Annotated in this window: 13 protein-coding genes; 8 read left to right on the top strand and 5 right to left on the bottom strand. The window is 72.0% G+C overall.

Going from position 1 to position 15,728, the window contains the following annotated elements; all coding sequences use genetic code 11:
- Position 1 precedes the first annotated feature (1 nt).
- From Q0994_RS17855 to Q0994_RS17845, 3 genes are all read left to right on the top strand, one after another.
- Positions 2–1,243: a hypothetical protein gene (locus tag Q0994_RS17855; protein ID WP_299535852.1), complete on the top strand. Its 1,242-nt coding sequence runs from the start codon at positions 2–4 to the stop codon at positions 1,241–1,243.
- Positions 1,240–1,848: a hypothetical protein gene (locus Q0994_RS17850; protein ID WP_299535848.1), complete on the top strand. Its 609-nt coding sequence runs from the start codon at positions 1,240–1,242 to the stop codon at positions 1,846–1,848. The genes Q0994_RS17855 and Q0994_RS17850 overlap by 4 nt, the downstream gene beginning before the upstream one ends.
- A 302-nt stretch (positions 1,849–2,150) precedes the next feature.
- Entirely contained in the window at positions 2,151–2,408 is a 258-nt protein-coding gene (locus Q0994_RS17845) for a hypothetical protein (protein ID WP_299535846.1), read from the top strand.
- A gap of 248 nt (positions 2,409–2,656) precedes the next feature.
- On the opposite strand, the gene Q0994_RS17840 is transcribed toward Q0994_RS17845, so the two are convergent.
- Together Q0994_RS17840 and Q0994_RS17835 are read right to left on the bottom strand one after the other, a co-directional pair.
- Positions 2,657–4,039 carry a diaminopimelate decarboxylase gene (locus Q0994_RS17840; protein ID WP_299535844.1) on the bottom strand — a complete coding sequence of 461 codons (1,383 nt, stop codon included), beginning with the start codon at positions 4,037–4,039 and terminating at the stop codon, positions 2,657–2,659.
- Positions 4,040–4,193: 154 nt separating this feature from the next.
- Positions 4,194–5,834 carry a CdaR family transcriptional regulator gene (locus Q0994_RS17835; RefSeq protein ID WP_299535842.1) on the bottom strand — a complete coding sequence of 547 codons (1,641 nt, stop codon included), beginning with the start codon at positions 5,832–5,834 and terminating at the stop codon, positions 4,194–4,196.
- A gap of 425 nt (positions 5,835–6,259) precedes the next feature.
- Here Q0994_RS17835 and rsgA point away from each other — a divergent pair, with 425 nt between their 5' ends.
- Both rsgA and Q0994_RS17825 read left to right on the top strand, forming a co-directional pair.
- Positions 6,260–7,375 (top strand): ribosome small subunit-dependent GTPase A, encoded by a 1,116-nt coding sequence (gene rsgA, locus Q0994_RS17830; protein ID WP_299535840.1) that lies wholly within the window; start codon positions 6,260–6,262, stop codon positions 7,373–7,375.
- Between the two features lie 17 nt (positions 7,376–7,392).
- The gene (locus Q0994_RS17825; RefSeq protein WP_299535838.1) at positions 7,393–8,139 is read left to right on the top strand and encodes a cyclopropane-fatty-acyl-phospholipid synthase family protein; all 747 of its coding nucleotides are present in this window, start codon (positions 7,393–7,395) and stop codon (positions 8,137–8,139) included.
- Between the two features lie 274 nt (positions 8,140–8,413).
- Here Q0994_RS17825 and Q0994_RS17820 read toward each other — a convergent pair whose 3' ends face one another.
- Entirely contained in the window at positions 8,414–9,781 is a 1,368-nt protein-coding gene (locus Q0994_RS17820) for a cytochrome P450 (RefSeq protein ID WP_299535836.1), read from the bottom strand.
- 953 nt (positions 9,782–10,734) lie between these two features.
- Between Q0994_RS17820 and Q0994_RS17815 the strand changes: the two genes are divergently transcribed.
- Complete coding sequence (locus Q0994_RS17815) at positions 10,735–11,073, top strand: MerR family transcriptional regulator (RefSeq protein ID WP_299535834.1); 339 nt, start codon at positions 10,735–10,737, stop codon at positions 11,071–11,073.
- Positions 11,074–11,433: 360 nt separating this feature from the next.
- Here the strand turns inward: Q0994_RS17815 and Q0994_RS17810 are convergent, their stop codons facing one another.
- Together Q0994_RS17810 and Q0994_RS17805 are read right to left on the bottom strand one after the other, a co-directional pair.
- Positions 11,434–11,769: a hypothetical protein gene (locus Q0994_RS17810; protein WP_299535832.1), complete on the bottom strand. Its 336-nt coding sequence runs from the start codon at positions 11,767–11,769 to the stop codon at positions 11,434–11,436.
- 266 nt (positions 11,770–12,035) lie between these two features.
- On the bottom strand, positions 12,036–12,518 hold the full coding sequence (locus tag Q0994_RS17805) for a DinB family protein (RefSeq protein ID WP_299535830.1): 483 nt from the start codon (positions 12,516–12,518) through the stop codon (positions 12,036–12,038).
- Between the two features lie 289 nt (positions 12,519–12,807).
- On the opposite strand from Q0994_RS17805, the gene Q0994_RS17800 reads away from it, so the two are divergent.
- On the top strand, positions 12,808–14,961 hold the full coding sequence (locus tag Q0994_RS17800; RefSeq protein WP_299535828.1) for a telomere-associated protein Tap: 2,154 nt from the start codon (positions 12,808–12,810) through the stop codon (positions 14,959–14,961).
- Between the two features lie 4 nt (positions 14,962–14,965).
- Complete coding sequence (locus Q0994_RS17795; RefSeq protein WP_299535826.1) at positions 14,966–15,523, top strand: telomere-protecting terminal protein Tpg; 558 nt, start codon at positions 14,966–14,968, stop codon at positions 15,521–15,523.
- Positions 15,524–15,728: the final 205 nt, after the last annotated feature.

Raw genomic sequence — 15,728 nt, 5'->3', positions numbered from 1 at the left:
CATGCGCCTTGCGACACTCCTGCGCTCGGGTCCCGCCGCGTGGACCGCCCTGATCCTGGTTCCCGTGCTGGTGTGGTTCAGCTCCCGGAACACCGCCTCGACCATCGCCTACTGGCCCTCCATCAGCTCCCGGACCACGATCGTCGTCGGCTTCATCAGCGCCGCGTGCGGCGCGGGAGCCGCCTGGGAATCAGCCCGGATCGAGCAGGGCGGCATCTCCGCGCTGGCCCCGGCCCGCAGAGCATCGAGCGTGGTCCTTGTGCACCTCGGCCCCCTGGCCTTGCTCGGCCTGACCGCGATGGCCGCACCGTTCCTGGTCGTCCTGGCCTCGGTGCCGTCCCCGTCCGGCCTCCCGAACCCGGCCATCCTCGCCGTCTCCTACAGCGTGGTCCTGGCCCACATCGTTCTGGGCTGGTTCGTCGGCGCCCGCATGCCCCGGCTCATCGGCGCAGCCACCATGCTGATCTTCGGATACCTCTGGGGGTTCTGGCCGGCCGCGATCGGCGCCCTGCCCTGGCTGCGCCACCTGAACGGACAGGGCGTCACCGAGTGCTGCGGCCTCGATCAGGAGCCGTCCGTCCGCAGCCTGGCCGCCACCCTCACCTTCTCCCTCGCCGTCGTCACAGCCGTCGTCCTCGCCTCGGCCCTGCGCAACTACCGCCGCCTCATCTCCCTGACCGTGTTCACCGCGACCACCGCGGTCGCGCTTCACCTGGCCGTACCGCTCGGCTTCCAGGGCACCCATGCCCGCGACACGACGCTGCGCACCTGCGCCGGGCAGACGCCGCAGATCTGCCTGTGGCCGGAGCAGAACGTCCACAGGGCGGACATCGCCCACTGGGCCGACGAGACCACCGCCCGCCTGGCAACCGTCGGCGTCACCCCGGCGCGGCGGGTGGAGTTCGGCGACCCCCGGCCCGACAAGGCCCACGTCGCCTCGAACGTCGCCACCAGCCCACTGCCCCATGAGATGCCCGCCTGCGCCCTGCGCCAGGGCGCCGCCTACCCCGGCGACGAAGCCGCGGTCGCCCTCTACGCCTGGCTCGCCCTCACCGGCGGCGTCCCCAAGAGCGACCTCGCACAGCGCTGGCCCATCGAAGCGATCAACCTCGCCGAACGCATCCGCGCCCTCCCCGCACAAGCCCAGCACGCCTGGTACGAACGCAACACGCGCTCCGTCCACGACTGCGCCGTCCTTCCCGATCTCGACCCCGCCTCCTACACCAGGGCGGTCGCACAATGAACTGGTGGCACCGCGCACACACCACACCCCTCACGGCAGCAGTCCTCACCGTCACCATGCTGCTCGTCCCGCTCCTCGCAGGCTCCAGCGTGCCGATCCCCTCGCTCCTCGCCGGGGCGAGCGCGACCCTTCCCGTCCCCCTCGTGCTCCCCGCCGTCCCGGCGGCGCTCACCCTCTACGCCCTGAACCGGGCGCCCCCGGTCTACGACACCACCGCGGTCCGCCCCGTAGCCCAGTACCGGGCAGCCACCCTGGCCGCAACCGGCCTTCTGGCCACCGCCCTCGGACTCGCCGCCGCCTACGCGACCGACACCGCCGCACCGCTCGCCGCGGCAAGGAACCTCCTCGGGTACCTGGGCACCGGCCTCCTCGTCCAGTATCTAGCCGGCCACCTGTACGGCCCTCTCGCCATCGCCCTCGTGCCCGTCCTCTGCGCACTCGTCGGCCTCGGCCCAGGCGGACGTCCCTACCCGTGGACCTGGCCGCTGCATCCGGCGAACTCCCCGCCCGCCGCAGCCGCTTCGCTGTTCCTGTTCACCGTCGGCATCGCGGCGACGACACTCCTCGCCCCGCGCCGCCGGCAGTTCCCCACCACCTCGGCCTGACCAGGCGCGCACCGGGGGCGGGGCAGTGTTCCCAGGAGTCGCCGGGGCCCGCCCGCGCTGGTTCCCCGAGGCGCCGGTCCCAGCCGGTTCGCGGCGGCTCGGTGCGGCAGCGAGATCCGGGGTTGGCATTTGAACGTGTTCAACATATGGTCGGCGACGTCGGGCGGCGGGGGGAGGCGTGCGGGGAGGCATGGGGTGCGCCCGGCCGGGCCTGTCGGCGGCAGGAGGACTGTCGGCGCGGGCCGCCGCACTTGACGGGGTGGGACGTGCGCGCGGACGCCAGCACTTTGGAGAGTATCGACATGCTGTTCGGACCACTCCTCCTGGGCGCGGTCCTCGCCGCTCTCGCCCTCCAGGTCTTCCTGGCCACCGTGGGGATACGCGCGATCGCGCTCGGACGGGTTCCCGGGAAACGACTGCGGCGCGCGGTGGAACGCCCCAGGGTGTGGGGCGCGGGAGCGCTTTCCCTCGCGCTCACCATGTACACGCATTCGCCGTCGCACCTCGCTCTGAGCCTCGGTCTCGTCGCGATCGGGTACATGGTTCACGAGGACCGCTGAAGCCGGGGGCTGGCACCGTCGGCGACGGGTGGTCCGAGGACGAGTCGGCCGGCCGTTCCGGTCGTCTCGTTGGACAGGACCCGCCAGGTCATCGTTTCCGGCCGGTCGGCCTCCGCGGAACCCGCCGCGAGCGGCTTCTCCCCGGTACCCGTCACCCGGGCCCGGCCGCTGCGCCTGATGGGACGGGCGTAGGGACGACTTCGGGATTCACCGGGGACGGAGCGGCCTCGGACGGGCCGCGCCGGGCCTCAGCGTTCGGCCGGGGCCCCCGCCGTGACCAGCGCGTCGGCGTGGGCGAGACCGCTCTCGGCGGCGAGTTCGTCGAGCGTCTGAGGTGCGCGGACCGTGACCAGTCGGACTCCGGCGTCGGACCCGGTGGTGAAGCCGTGGACCGCGGGCCTCGGCAGGCTGTTGTACGCCCAGTGCGTCGAGAAGTAGTAGGCCCCGGTGTCGTACAGCACGACGAGGTCGCCCTCGCTCAGCTCGGGCAGTTCGCGTCCGCGGGCGACGACGTCCCCGGCGAAGCAGCAGGGGCCGGCGACGTCCTGGGGCATCGCTGCCCGGGTCAGTGGGTTGCCCCCGCCGTCGAGTGCGCCGATCCTCAGCGGCCACGCCTCGGGCATCAGGACCGTGCGGGTGGCCGTCTGCGCTCCCGCGTGGGTGACGGCGATGCGCCTGCCGCCGGCGTCCTTCACGTACTCCACGCGCGCCGCGATGAAACCGTTCTTGGCGAGCAGGGAACGGCCGAACTCCGTGACGAGCCCGTAACGGCCGTCGAACAGGTCCGGGACGGCCCGGGTGAGTGCCTCGGTGTACGCGGCGAAGGTCGGCCGGATCCCGTCGTCCTCGAAGTTGACGGGCAGTCCGCCACCGATGTCGAGACTCGTGACCTGCTGTCGGCCCAACGTGCGGTTGATCTCCTCGGCCAGTCCGTACGTCTCGGCGACACCTTCGGCGATGAGCTCCAGAGGACACCCCTGGGAACCGACGTGCGCGTGGAGCCGGGTCAGCCACGGGTGCTCGGCGAAGGCGCGGACCACTCGCTCACGCGCGCCTGGGTCGCGCAGTGCCACTCCGAACTTCGACGTCGCGGTGGCGGTGCTCATCGCCCCGATGGAACCTCCGCCGACCTGCGGGTTGACCCGCAGTCCCACCACCGAAGTGCTGTGCGCCGGCCTGAGTGCGGCGATACGGTCGAGCTCGTCCAGGTTGTCGGCGTTCACCGCCACTCCGAGGGTGAGCGCCTCGCGGATCTCCTGCCGGGACTTGGCGGGCGAGTCCAGGACGATGCGTGCGGGCGCGACCCCTGCGTCGAGGGCGATCCGCAGCTCCCCAGGGCTCGCCACCTCGCAGCCCATACCGAGCGTGCCGAGCAGCCGGAGCACGGGGACCAGGGACGCGGCCTTCACCGCGAACGTGTGCAGCACGTCGGGAGCGTGCGCGAAGGCGGCGTGCAGGTCCGTGACGGAGGACCGGATTCCGTCGACGTCGAGGAAGCCCGCGACCGGTTGCTCCTCGGAGACGAGTCCGGTGGCGACGGCCCGGCGCACCACCGCGACGACGTGCGGCGCCGGGGGAGGGGTGGACCCGACCGGGGACGGTCGCGGGGAGAGGTCGCTTTCAGACGTCATGGCGGGACTTTCTGGTGCGGCTGTGCCACGGACGCGCGAGCACCGCGGCGGGATGGTGAAAGACTGGGCCGCCCGCCCCCCACTCGTCTCCGTCGTCCGGAACAAAACGGGTCCGGTCTTTTGGCCGCACGGACGAAGACCATCCGGAACCCCCTCAAACTACCCCGGTCAATCGGACCGCGAGCGCCAGGACGAGCCGTGTGTCCGGGTCGTCGAGGTCGACGCCGAAGCGTTCGCGCACCCGCCGCAGCCGGTACCGGAGCGTGTTCGGGTGCAGGACCAGGCGCTTGGCCGCCCGCGGGACGTCGCCCGCGGCTTCCAGATAGGCGGCCAGCGAACGCACCAGTTCCCCGCCCGCCGCGAGGTCCGCGCTGATCAGATCGTGCACGCGACCGTTGCCCGCCTCCCACACGGGGCGTACCGCGTCGAGCATGAGCAGGACGTCGATCGTCGCCCCCACGTCTGCGGGAGCGCCGTACCGTACGGGGCGCGCGTCACGCCCCCTCGCCTCCCGCTCGCGCAGGGCGCGTACGACCAGCAGAGCTTTCGTGTGGGACGACGCCGCGTCGAGTCCCGAGGGGACGGCCGGTCCCGCGCCGATCCACACCGGCACCGCCTCCGGGACGCTGGTCGCCAACGAGTCCAGCTCACGGGCGAGGACGGTCGCCTCACGTCCTTCACCGTCGCCGGTCAAGGGCAGCAGCACCGTCAGCCGGTCCTGCTCGCGCAGGACCCGGGCGGCCGGCCGCGAGGCGGTCGCCTGGACGGCGAGCGCCTCCAGCGTGCGATCGGCCGACCCCGACCCCGCCCCCGCCTCCTCGGCGTCGCCGCGCACGGCGACGACGACGGCACACGGCGCATCCGGTGGCAGCCCCAGCGACCACAGGTGGGCCCGCCGGTCACCTTCGCCGTGCAGCAGACCGCGCAGCGCGTACGCCTCGCGCCGCACCGTTCCGCTCTCGCGCAACCGGTGGCGCAGCAGGTGCGGCACGGCGAGAACGGCGGCCCGGCGCAGCACCTGCGGTGCCTCGGGCGAAAGCCGCTGTCCGTCGGCGGCCGCCCAGAGCGAGCCCAGCATCTCGCCGCCGCTGCGCACGGCGACGACCAACCGTTCGGGGTTCTCACCGTCGGCCGCCCGGTGGATGACGTCGGGTGAGGTCCACAGCGCGCGCAGCAGACCGCTGCGGCGCAGTTCGGCGACGCGCCCCTCGGGGACCCGGCCGTTCAGAATGGTCGTGCGGCGCACACCGTCCGCGTCCGGGCCCGTCGCGGAGTGGGCGAGGACGCGGAACTGGGTGTCCTCCACGGTGATGGAGCCGCGGCAGGACCGGGCGGTCTCCGTCGCGAGAGCGGCCAGCCCTCCGGCCCCTGAATCCGTCACGCCGTCGCCGTGACCGGCCGAGGCGAAGGCCGTGGCGGAGCGCAGCAGCGCGAAGGTGTCGCCCCAGTCCGCCCACGCGGCGCGGACGAGCAGGGCGACGCCGCACTCCTCGGCGGCGGCCAGGGCCGGGTCCGGTACGGACGCGGCCTCCCGGAGTACCACCGCCGCGGCGCCCCGGCGAGCGGCCTCCCGCACGAAGCCGTCGGCGGCGGTCAGGTCCGGCGGGAGTCCCGTCGCCAGCACGACGTGCCCCTCGTGCGGACGTGCCGCCCCTTCGTCGCCGATGAGTACGCCGTGGACCGCAACATCCTGCCCGGCGGGAGCGATCAGGACGCGCAGGACGCCGTCTTCGTCATGGGCGAGGATCTGACGGAGCGTGACGTGGCCCGGACCGTGCCGGGGGGTGCCTGACATGGGCCGAGGATACGAGCCGTGCCGAGCCCGACCTGCGCGGCAGGGCGCCGGCCGGAGTCCTCCGGAGTCCTGCGGCGGCCACAGGCCCCCGAGAGCCGCGCCGGCCTCTTCACCTCCCGCACCCTCGGAGCCGACCAGGCGCGTCCCCCGCGCGGGGTGCCGGTGGTGATCCGCGTCCTGAGCGTTTTATGCAGGAGTGCCGGCGCCCCGAGGGTGCTATCGTCGGCGCCGCAGCGGAGACCGGTCCGCTCATGGAGATCCAAGGAGGTGTGTTGATGACTGTCGTGGAGACGCCTGCCGTGTGCGGCGCCCGGATCATCCTCACCTCCCGGGCCTCGTCCTGACCTTCGCCTGCCTTCCTCCTTCGTAGGAGTGTTCCCGGCACGCCTGTCGTCCGGCGAGGCCCCCGATCAAGGGTCTCCACCTTGTTTCATCAACCCACTTCACACCCACCTGCTTTCTCCTCCTTCGCGCACGTCCTGACTCCCGCCGACTACGGCTGGGACGGCGAACGCGAGCGTGCGTTCGCCCCGCTGCGGGCGGACGGACTGGTTCCGGGCCGCGTGGTGCGGGCCGAACGCGGCCGGTGCGACGTCGTCGCCGAAACCGGCCCCGTCCGCGCGGTGCTCGTACCCCCCTCGGGCGCCGGTGACCGGCCGACGCCGTGCACCGGCGACTGGGTGGCCCTGCGGCCCTCCGGCCCGGCGGCCTCCGCCACCGTGGCGGAGGTGCTGGAGCGCCGGACCGCCGTGATCCGCTCCACCGCCTCGCGTACCCCACGGGCCCAGGCACTGGCCGCGAACGTCGACACCGTGGCGGTGACCGTGTCCCTCGCCGATCCGCTCAAGCACGGACGGATCGAGCGGATGCTCACCCTGGCCTGGGAGAGCGGCGCCACCCCTGTGGTGGTGCTCACCAAGGCCGACCGGTGCGCCGACCCCACCTCGGCGGCGGCCGAGGTGTCCGAGGTCGCCCCGGGGGTGGAGGTACTGGTTACCAGCGCCGCCACCGGCGAGGGCGTGGACGTCCTGACCGCCGTCCTGTCCGGCACGGTCGTCCTGCTCGGTCCCTCGGGCGCGGGCAAGTCCACCCTCGGCAACCGCCTGCTGGGCGAAGACCTCCTGGCCACCGGCACGGTGCGCGGCAGCGACGGCAAGGGCCGGCACACCACTGCATGGCGGGAACTGCTGCCGTTGCCCCACGGCGGGGTTCTGCTGGACACCCCGGGCCTGCGCGGCGTGGGCCTGCCCGATGCCGGCGAGGGTCTGGAGCAGACCTTCGCCGAGATCACCGAGTGGGCGGACGGCTGCCGCTTCACCGACTGCGCCCACACCGGCGAGCCGGACTGCGCGGTGCTGGCCGCCGTGGAGGACGGCCGGCTCACCCGGCGGCGCCTCGACAGCTACCACCGGCTCCAGCGCGAGAACGCCCACGCAGCCTCCCGCACCGACGCGCGGCTGCGCGCGGAGCTGGAAAGGCCGAGGAAACAGATCGCACGCCACGTGCGCGCCCTCAAGCAGTCCCCGAACTTCAAGGCATGACGGAAAGGAATCTGGTCATGGACCTTCCCCGCATCTTCACCATCCGCGAGAGCGGCCACCGGATCCACAACCCGCTCACACCGGACAAGCTCGCCGCCCTGGGCGCATCACTGCGCCTTCCCGCCGGGACGCGGGTGCTCGACCTGGCTAGCGGCTCCGGCGAGATGCTGTGCACCTGGGCGCGCGACCTGGGCTTCACCGGCACCGGGGTCGACATCAGCACGCTCTTCACCCAGCAGGCAAGGGCCCGCGCCGCCGAACTCGGCGTCGCCGACCGGGTCGAGTTCGTCCACGGTGACGCCGCCGGCCATGTCGCGGAGCAGCCGGTCGACCTGGCCGCCTGCGTCGGTGCCACCTGGATCGGCAACGGCGTCGCCGGAACGGCCGAACTCCTCGACCGCAGCCTCCGCCCCGGAGGACTGATGCTGGTCGGCGAGCCGTTCTGGCGGCAGACCCCGCCCGACGAGGAGACCGCCAAGGCGTGCCACGCCACCTCCGTCGCCGATTTCCTGCTACTCCCGGAGCTGATCGGGCAGTTCCAGCACCTCGGTTACGACGTCGTGGAGATGATGCTCGCCGACCAGGACAGCTGGGACCGCTACGCCGCGGCCCAGTGGCTCAGCATGCACCGCTGGCTGGACCGGAACCCGGACGACGAACTCGCCCCCGTCGTACGGGAGGAACTCACCTCCGAGCCCGCCCGCTACGCGCGCTGCGGCCGTGAGTACCTCGGCTGGGGAGTCTTCGCCCTCATGAAGCGCTGACACTCCCGTCCCGTGCGGGGCCGGACGCTGTGCGACCGGCCCCGCACGGGGACACCACGTCACCCCGCCACCCCGTCGCCCCGGCGGTCGGCCGGTCGGGTGGAGGGGATGGCGGCACCGGCACCGCGTCCGGAGCGGCGACCGGGGAACCGACGAGGCACCCGCGCTGCGCGTACGGAGGCCGGCACTCGGGCGGCATCGACCCGGGCCTCGGGCTCGGGCCGGGGGAGTGCAACCGGCCCGGCGATGATCGAGCACAAGGCGGCGAGCACGCTCAGACGGCGGGCGACGGGCGGCTCGGCGTGTGAGGCCTCCGGGTATCCCCCCGTGGCGGTGTGGCGTACATGGACAGTCCCTTGGGCGTCGGGGTGAGTTCCAGGCTCACGCCGATCTTGCGGCCCGGCCGCGCCGGGCGCAGCGTGCGCGAGCCGGCCAGGGTCGCCAGGGCGACGGGCAGCATGGCATCGGCCGCGGCGGCACCGGGGCAGTACCGGGGGCCCAGGCCGTAGGCGAGCAGGGCACCGGGGGCCGGTGCCGGCTCGGCGCGGGAGAGCCAGCGCCGCGGGTCGAACACGTCCGGGTCGGGGTAGCGGTTCCTGTCGCGGCGCAGGGCGCCCAGGGGCAGGGTGACCACGGATCCGGCCGGGATCCGCACACCGCCCAGGCAGGTCCGGTGGCGGGTGCGGCGGACCAGGAACGGGATGCCGTGGAGGCGGGTGACTTCCTGGACGAAGGCGGTCGCGAGCGGGAGCTGGTGTGCGTGGAGGCGGTTCGAGTCGGGCGCGGCGTCGGCTTCGTCCTGGAGCGCTTGCTGGTAGTGCGGGTGGCGGCCCAGTTCGTAGCAGGCCCAGGCGAGGGTGGAGGCGCTGGTCTCCATGCCGGCGATCAGCAGGGCGCGAACGTCGCGCTGCACCACGTGGGGGTTCCCGGGGGCGGCGGCTTCGAGCAAGGACACCAGGTCCTGGCCGTCCGGGTCGGGCCGGTGACGGGCTCGCACCTGGGAGACGGCTTCGTCCAGTTCGGCCAGCGCGCGGCGGCAGGCGCGGCGCCGGGGCACCGGCACCCAGGGCCAGGGTGCGAGGGCGTAACGCCAGAACGTGCCCCCGGACAGGGTGGCGCGGGCCGCCGCGATCCTGGACAGGGTGCCGGGAGTGAGCTCGCTGTTGAGAACACAGCTGACGACCAGACCGCAGGCGAGCCGGCTCATCTCCACCCGCATGTCGAGCGGTCGGTCCGTCGGCAGGTCGGCGAGCAGCCGTTGGGTGACGGCCTGGACGCTGGGCCCGAAAGCGGTGAGCCGGGACGCGGCGAACGCGGGCCTCATCACGGCGCGCCGCTTCCGATGGGCCGCGCCCTCGATGCCGACCACCCCGTCCCCGTTGAAGTCACGCAGGCTCGGGTCCGGGCCCCAGAACCCGAAGGTGTCCTCGTCCGTGCCGACCTTGCGCAGCAGCGCCGGGTCATTGACCTGGAAGGCGGTCGCCGGGCCGGTCCTGGTCCGCACGACCGGGCCCGCCTGGGCGAGTCGGGCCGCGAGATTGGCCGGGTCCAGCCAGAACCGCAGGGCGCGGGAGTGGGTGAGTGCTCCCGGTCCGGGCGTCGCGGGTGGTTGTCCGGGGCAGGCTGTCCTGTCCACGCTCATCGGCTTCGCTGTCCTGTCCACGTTCGTCGGCCTCTGCGGCTCCGGCCGCCGGTACGGGTAGGAAACGAGCAACTGTGGGAGCGGTCACGGGTGGGCCTGCCCCGTCCGTGACGGTGTCCTCGCGTCGCCATGCTGCTGGTCAGGGGCACCGATACCCGGTCCTGCGGCCCCTGAGCGCGGTGCCGCCCTGCGGCCGTGTCCGGTCAGGAGCCCGTACCGGGCGATGTTCGCGGACCGTACCTCACCTTCAAGATCGTGAAAATCTGCATTGGCGGGAGTAGACATTGGCTGATCGTGTGGGTATGTTTCCTGTCGTAGCCCAGAGAGACAGCAGGGCCCGGCAGGGACGAACTGCCGGGCAGCAGTACCGGTAGTTGCAGTGCGCAGGACGGTGCGGTGGTGGAGTTCCGGAGCCATGAGCAGGTGCAGGACGGTGACGGGACTGGCGACTGGACCGGGTGGCCCGCGGTGATCAGGGGCCGCCACCAGCAGGACCGCGGCGCAGTAGAGGTGGTATCCCGGTGAAGGCGTCGGCTGCGGGCGCGCGCACCGGGAGGTCCGGCAGTGGGGTTCCAAGCCAAGAGCGTTGTGCAAGGCGGGCGACGGGGCTGGCTGCCGGGAAGGGTGACGCTCGGCTCAGGTCACCAGCAGTCCGCAGTACCAGCAGTACCGGTAAGAGATCGAACACAGAGGGAAGAACGGAGGAGTTGAGGCGCCATCAGGATCGCCCGGACGCACCAGCAAGGTCCGGGTACCGCAGGACATCGACAGTGAGGTGGTCTCCGGTCAAGCAACCGCGATCCCCGCACACACCCCCGTCCCCCCGTGGGTGAATGCGGAACACGAAGCCCGGCCCCGCACAGGGCCCGGCGGATGGTGTAGCAGTTCCTTCGGGGCCCTGGTGCCGCACGGCACCAGGGCCCCTCCACGCGTCCCACCACAGGAAGGTGCCGATGACCGCAGACACCCCGCACGCCCGGCTCGATGACGACGACTACCCCGCCTACACCATGGGCCGGGCCGCCGACATGATCGGCACCACCCCGAGCTTCCTCCGCACGCTCGGCGAGGCCCGCCTCATCACCCCGCTACGCTCCCCGGGCGGACACCGCCGCTACTCCCGCTACCAGCTGCGCATCGCCGCCCGCGCCCGCGAACTCGTCGACCGGGGTACCCCTATCGAGGCCGCCTGCCGCATCATCATCCTTGAGGACCAGCTCGAAGAAGCCCAGCGGATCAACGCCGAACACCGCCGCACCACCGCACCCGCGGACCCGACCGCCGCGGCCTGAGCAGCCGGACACCGGCATCCGCCGGCGCACCCCGGCCGACGCACCAGCACCCCCTCGTCAGCCCCGCCGCCCACCGCCGTCCTGCCGCGCAACGCCGGATGACGGGCCCCGCACCGCCTTGCTCGCCCCGCCCGCGCCCCTACGGACGCGGGTGAGGGTGGGACGGTCTCGGAGGCGAGGTGGCTGGTGTCCCGTGTCATCGAACCTTGACCGTTTGCCAACGAACCTTGATGGGTAGCTCCGAGCAAGAACGTGCCCAGACCGCAGCGCTCGCCCCGGACATGTCCACATCGCTTCCGCTGAGATCGCCCGAGAGGCTTTCGGAACAGCCCTGGGCCGCAGGGCCATGTGAGCGGCGCTCTACAGGCCGAGCCAGCCGAAAAGGCGCGGGTGCTGGGTCTGCGTCCCGCACCGGTCGTGGTCGCCCGAGCCGATGGCGGCGTCAGCGCTCGCGCCGGGACTGGGGTCTCGGCCCTCGAGCGGCACGTACCGGCCCTCGTACTCGACGTCGCCCTGCCCCTTGTCGTTGGCAGGGTTGTAAGTGGACCCGTACGGGTCGGAGGACAGGGTCAGGCCTTCGTCGGGGCAGTCGCCGCCGACGGGCTGTACGGCCCACCAAGCGAGCAGGCACAGGCCGGCGGCGGTGCCGAAGGTGGCGAGCGGGCGGTGCCGGAACGATATGAGAGGCGAGGTCACCCCGGGATGATACGGACCGTCGCCCAGCCGTGCCGGGAGCCCTGGCGCGGGCCTCCGACCCGTGGTGATCAAGATCCAAGAACACACACTCGCGTCCCCCGGAGTTCGGTGGCACACCGTCAAGGCTCGCTGCCGCAGGACATGTGACCTCCCGCAACGAAGGTTGAGCGATTCTCGTAGAAGGTCGAGTGACTGCTCTTGGGCATCGTCGTTCGTGGACTGCTGACAGAGCCGCTCCTCCTTGTGCAGGGGGCCAGTCTCAGAACTCAGTCGGCGGCACGTAGCTGCTCGCGCAGGATGTCGGCGTGCCCGCAGTGGTGGGCCAGCTCGCGTAGGACTTGCAGATACACCCAGCGCAGCGTGCGCGGCCCGGCACGGTGACCGGTCACGACGGTGTCCAGCGGCAGGTCGGCCACCACAGCCCGGGCCGTCGCGCAGGCCTCCCGGTGGGCTGCCGTGACGGAGGCGACGGTGTCGTCCGCGGCGAGCCGGAAGGACTCGTCCGGGCTCTGAACCATGCCGAGCTCCTGACGTGATGTGCCGCCGACGCACTCCTCGAACCACACCCGCTGCATCCACGTGACGTGCTTGAGCAGCCCGAGCAAGGTGGTCGCCGACGAGACGAGTCGGCGGCGGTTCTGCTCCTCGGTGAGGCCGACGAGGCTTACCTCAAGAGCGTTCCGATACTCCTCGACGAACGCATCGAGCTGGGTGCGTTCGTCATCCAACGGCACGTCGAACGAGCCCATCAGAGTCCCCCTCACGGGCGCTGAGCACGGGTCCGCCGTACGCGCGTACCGGTTCCCCACCGTCTCCCCGGACAGCCAGCCCTCAACGATCACTCAACCTTCAGTGAGAAAAACCTAGCGGTCACCAACCTTCGATGACAACGCTCAACCTTCCCTGCGAGAGATCGACTTGGTTGCAGGTCTTCGGGTTCCGGTTGCCCGCAGCGACAGACAGTTGATCCAGTCGAGTTAAAGAGAAGGGCTAAAAAGCAGGGTAAAAATTGCTAGTGTTCGGGTGGAGGTAGACCCCATGGCATCGCAGGAAGAGCTGTTCGCGAACATCGACGCCCTGTTGGAGGAGGAGCCGCAGCTCCCGCCTCCGGCGGAGCGTGCTCGGCTGCGGGAGGCTGCCGGTATCACCCAGGCACGTCTCGCGGCCGCGTTGAAGTCGACCGTGCAGACGGTGAAGAACTACGAGAACGGCCGCTCCGAACCGAAGTCGCCGCGGCTGGAGGCGTACCAGCGGCTGCTGAACGGCTGGGCCGCGAAGTACCCCGCCCATGCCGCTCCCACCGTCCCGACCGCCGTGCCGCAGCCGGCCGCCGTGCCGCAGCCGGCCGCCGTGCCGCAGCCGGCCCCGGTGCCGGACGCCTTCGCCGGTCCCGCCGCGGCCGGGGCCGGCGACAAGGCCGCCCCGGCCCCCGCCGCCGCGCCCGCCCGTCCGGTCACGCGCCGGGCGGCGTCGCGGCGACCGGCCGAGAAGAAGGCCGCGACGACGGCCGTGAAGGCGACGGCGCTGGATCCGCGATTCCCGCACGGTCCGCTCGCCGTCCTCGATGGCGACGGTTGCGCGTACGGCGTGAACGGGATCGTCCTGGACTGCCCGGCGGCCACCGTGCCGCAACTGGTGGAGTGGACGCTCAAGGAGTCCGGTCTCGGCTCGCCCCGCCTCCACCGCAACGGCAAGGACGGCGACCCGCTGATCGTGCTCACCGCGGCTGCCGCCGTGAAGCTCGGGCTGCCCGAGCGCCTGGAGGGCCACGAGCAGCGCCGCTCCTTGCGCCTGCCGGAGGACCACCCCGCGGTCAAGCAGGTCGTGAAGGCGAAGTGGCAACTCACCCAGCGCGGGTTCGGCCCATGGGCGCGTATCTACCGTAAGGCGACCGCCGGACAGCGCCAGTGCGTGCAGCTTGCGATCCTTTCCTGGGACGCCCTCGATGCCCGTTCCTGGCCCGGCGTCACGGAGATGGAGCCGGCCGAGATCGCCCGCGTCCTCGGCGTCTACGCCCAGCGTGTCATCACCCCGCGCGGCTCCACCGCCGTGTCCGGCCTTGAGCTGATGACCGCCATGCGTCCGCCGACCCGCGCCGTCCAGGACCGCGAGAACGGCAACTGGGTCTCCGGCCACAACCCCGGCAGCCTGGGCTCCCAGCCGATGGACCCGGCTCCGCCGGAGGCCACCCCCGAACACCCCGTCGTCGTCAACAGCGGCTGGACGGGCGGCTTCCTGAACGAGGAGGCCTACCAGTGGGTGCGCGACGTCGACCTGCTGTCCGACGAGGAGTGCACCCTGCCCTTCGCGGTCGGTCTGGACCTGAACACGGCGTTCCTCGCGGCAGCGGCCCGTCTGGTCGTCGGCCTCTCGGCCCCGGACCACTTCCACGCCCCGGCGTTCAACCCGAAGATTCCCGGATCCTGGCTGGTTGACCTCTCCCACATCGACGTCGACCCGCGCCTGCCGTCCCCGTTCACGCCGGACGGCACCCGCCCGACGGGACCGGCCTGGTACGAGACGCACACCGTCGCCTACGCCCAGGAGCTCGGCCACAACGTCCACCCGATCGAGGCGTACCTGCGCCGGGAGACCGGTGCCTATCTGGACCCGTGGCACGACCGCCTCAAGACCGCCTACATCGACACCCTCGCCGACCTCGGCGTCACCAAAGACCTCACCGACACCGAGTTCCTGACGGCGATGGAGCAGCACAAGCAGAACGACCCGGCGATGGCCGCCGTCCTGTCCGCGATCAAGGCCACGGTCAAGGGCGGCGTCGGAAAGCTCCGCGAGCGCCCGCAAGGCAAGGCGTACAAGGAGGGCGAACCGTGGCCGGCCCTCGCCCGGCCGACGTGGCGCCCCGACATCCGCGCCGCCGTCATCTCCAAGGCGCGGGTCAACATGCACCGCAAACTCAACAACATGGTCAAGATGACCGGCCTGTACCCACTTGCCGTGCTCTCCGACTGCGTCGTCTACCCCAGCCCCGGCGACAGCCCGCTCGACTTCCTCCCGTACGCCGCGTCCGGCAAGCCGCAGCCCGGCGGCTTCCGGCTCGGGCCCTCGCCGGGCCTGGCGAAGCTGGAGGGCGTCCAGTCGATGCTGTGGGCGGTCGACCTGATGGAGAAGGGCCTGAACCCGGCCCGCCACATCAAGGGCGGCGACGCCGTCGTGGACGAAGGGGAGTAGAGCCGTGGGGGAGATCGAGGACGCCATCGAGCGGGCCGGCCGCGAAGCGTTCACCCGGCAGCCGCCCAAAACGTTGAAGGCTCAGATCGGCTACCTGCTCAAGCAGTTCGGCAGCGCGAAGGCCGTGGCGGCGGAACTCGGGGTCACCGCCGACTCCGTGAACCGCTACCGGCGCGGTGCCCGCAAGCACGCCCGCGCCGACGTCGCCGCGAAGATCGACAACGCCGTACGGCAGCGGTGGCAGCCCCAGGTCCGCAAGCGCCGGCAGAAGCAGGCCGCCGCCACCACCGGCATCACCGTGGAGACGCGAGCCCGGTTCGGATACTCCGCAGCGGTCGGCACGACCGACGACGGCCGTTTCCGGCGTCTCACCGTGCACCTGCCCCCCGCGTACGCGCAGCGTCTCTTCGACGCCCGCGACACCGGAGCCAACGACCAGCAGATGCGCGGAATCATCGCCGACGGACTGAAAGAAGTCTATTTCCAGGACGGCGGCGGCCGCGCCATGGGGCTTTCGGACGTAGAGATCAACGACATTGATTATCTCGATCTCGACTACTGAGCGTTTTCGGAGTGGCCACCGACGGCGAGGAGCGTTTCGCTCAACTCGTCGACCGGGGTGTCGAGCGGCTGCGGCCGACCCGGGGCCGACTCGGGGACGCGCTCATCGGCGTGGCCGCGTAGTCGCGGTTTCCCGGTGCCCGGAACGGTCATCGTGATCGGCCACCTGCCCGCGATGCCTGGGAGGTGACAACATGCGGTCCTGG

Origin of the sequence: uncultured Streptomyces sp., assembly GCF_947488945.1 — a bacterium.
GTDB lineage: Bacteria > Actinomycetota > Actinomycetes > Streptomycetales > Streptomycetaceae > Streptomyces.
The sequence above is the reverse complement of the archived record's forward strand: the minus strand, read 5'-3'. Positions and strand labels throughout refer to the sequence as shown.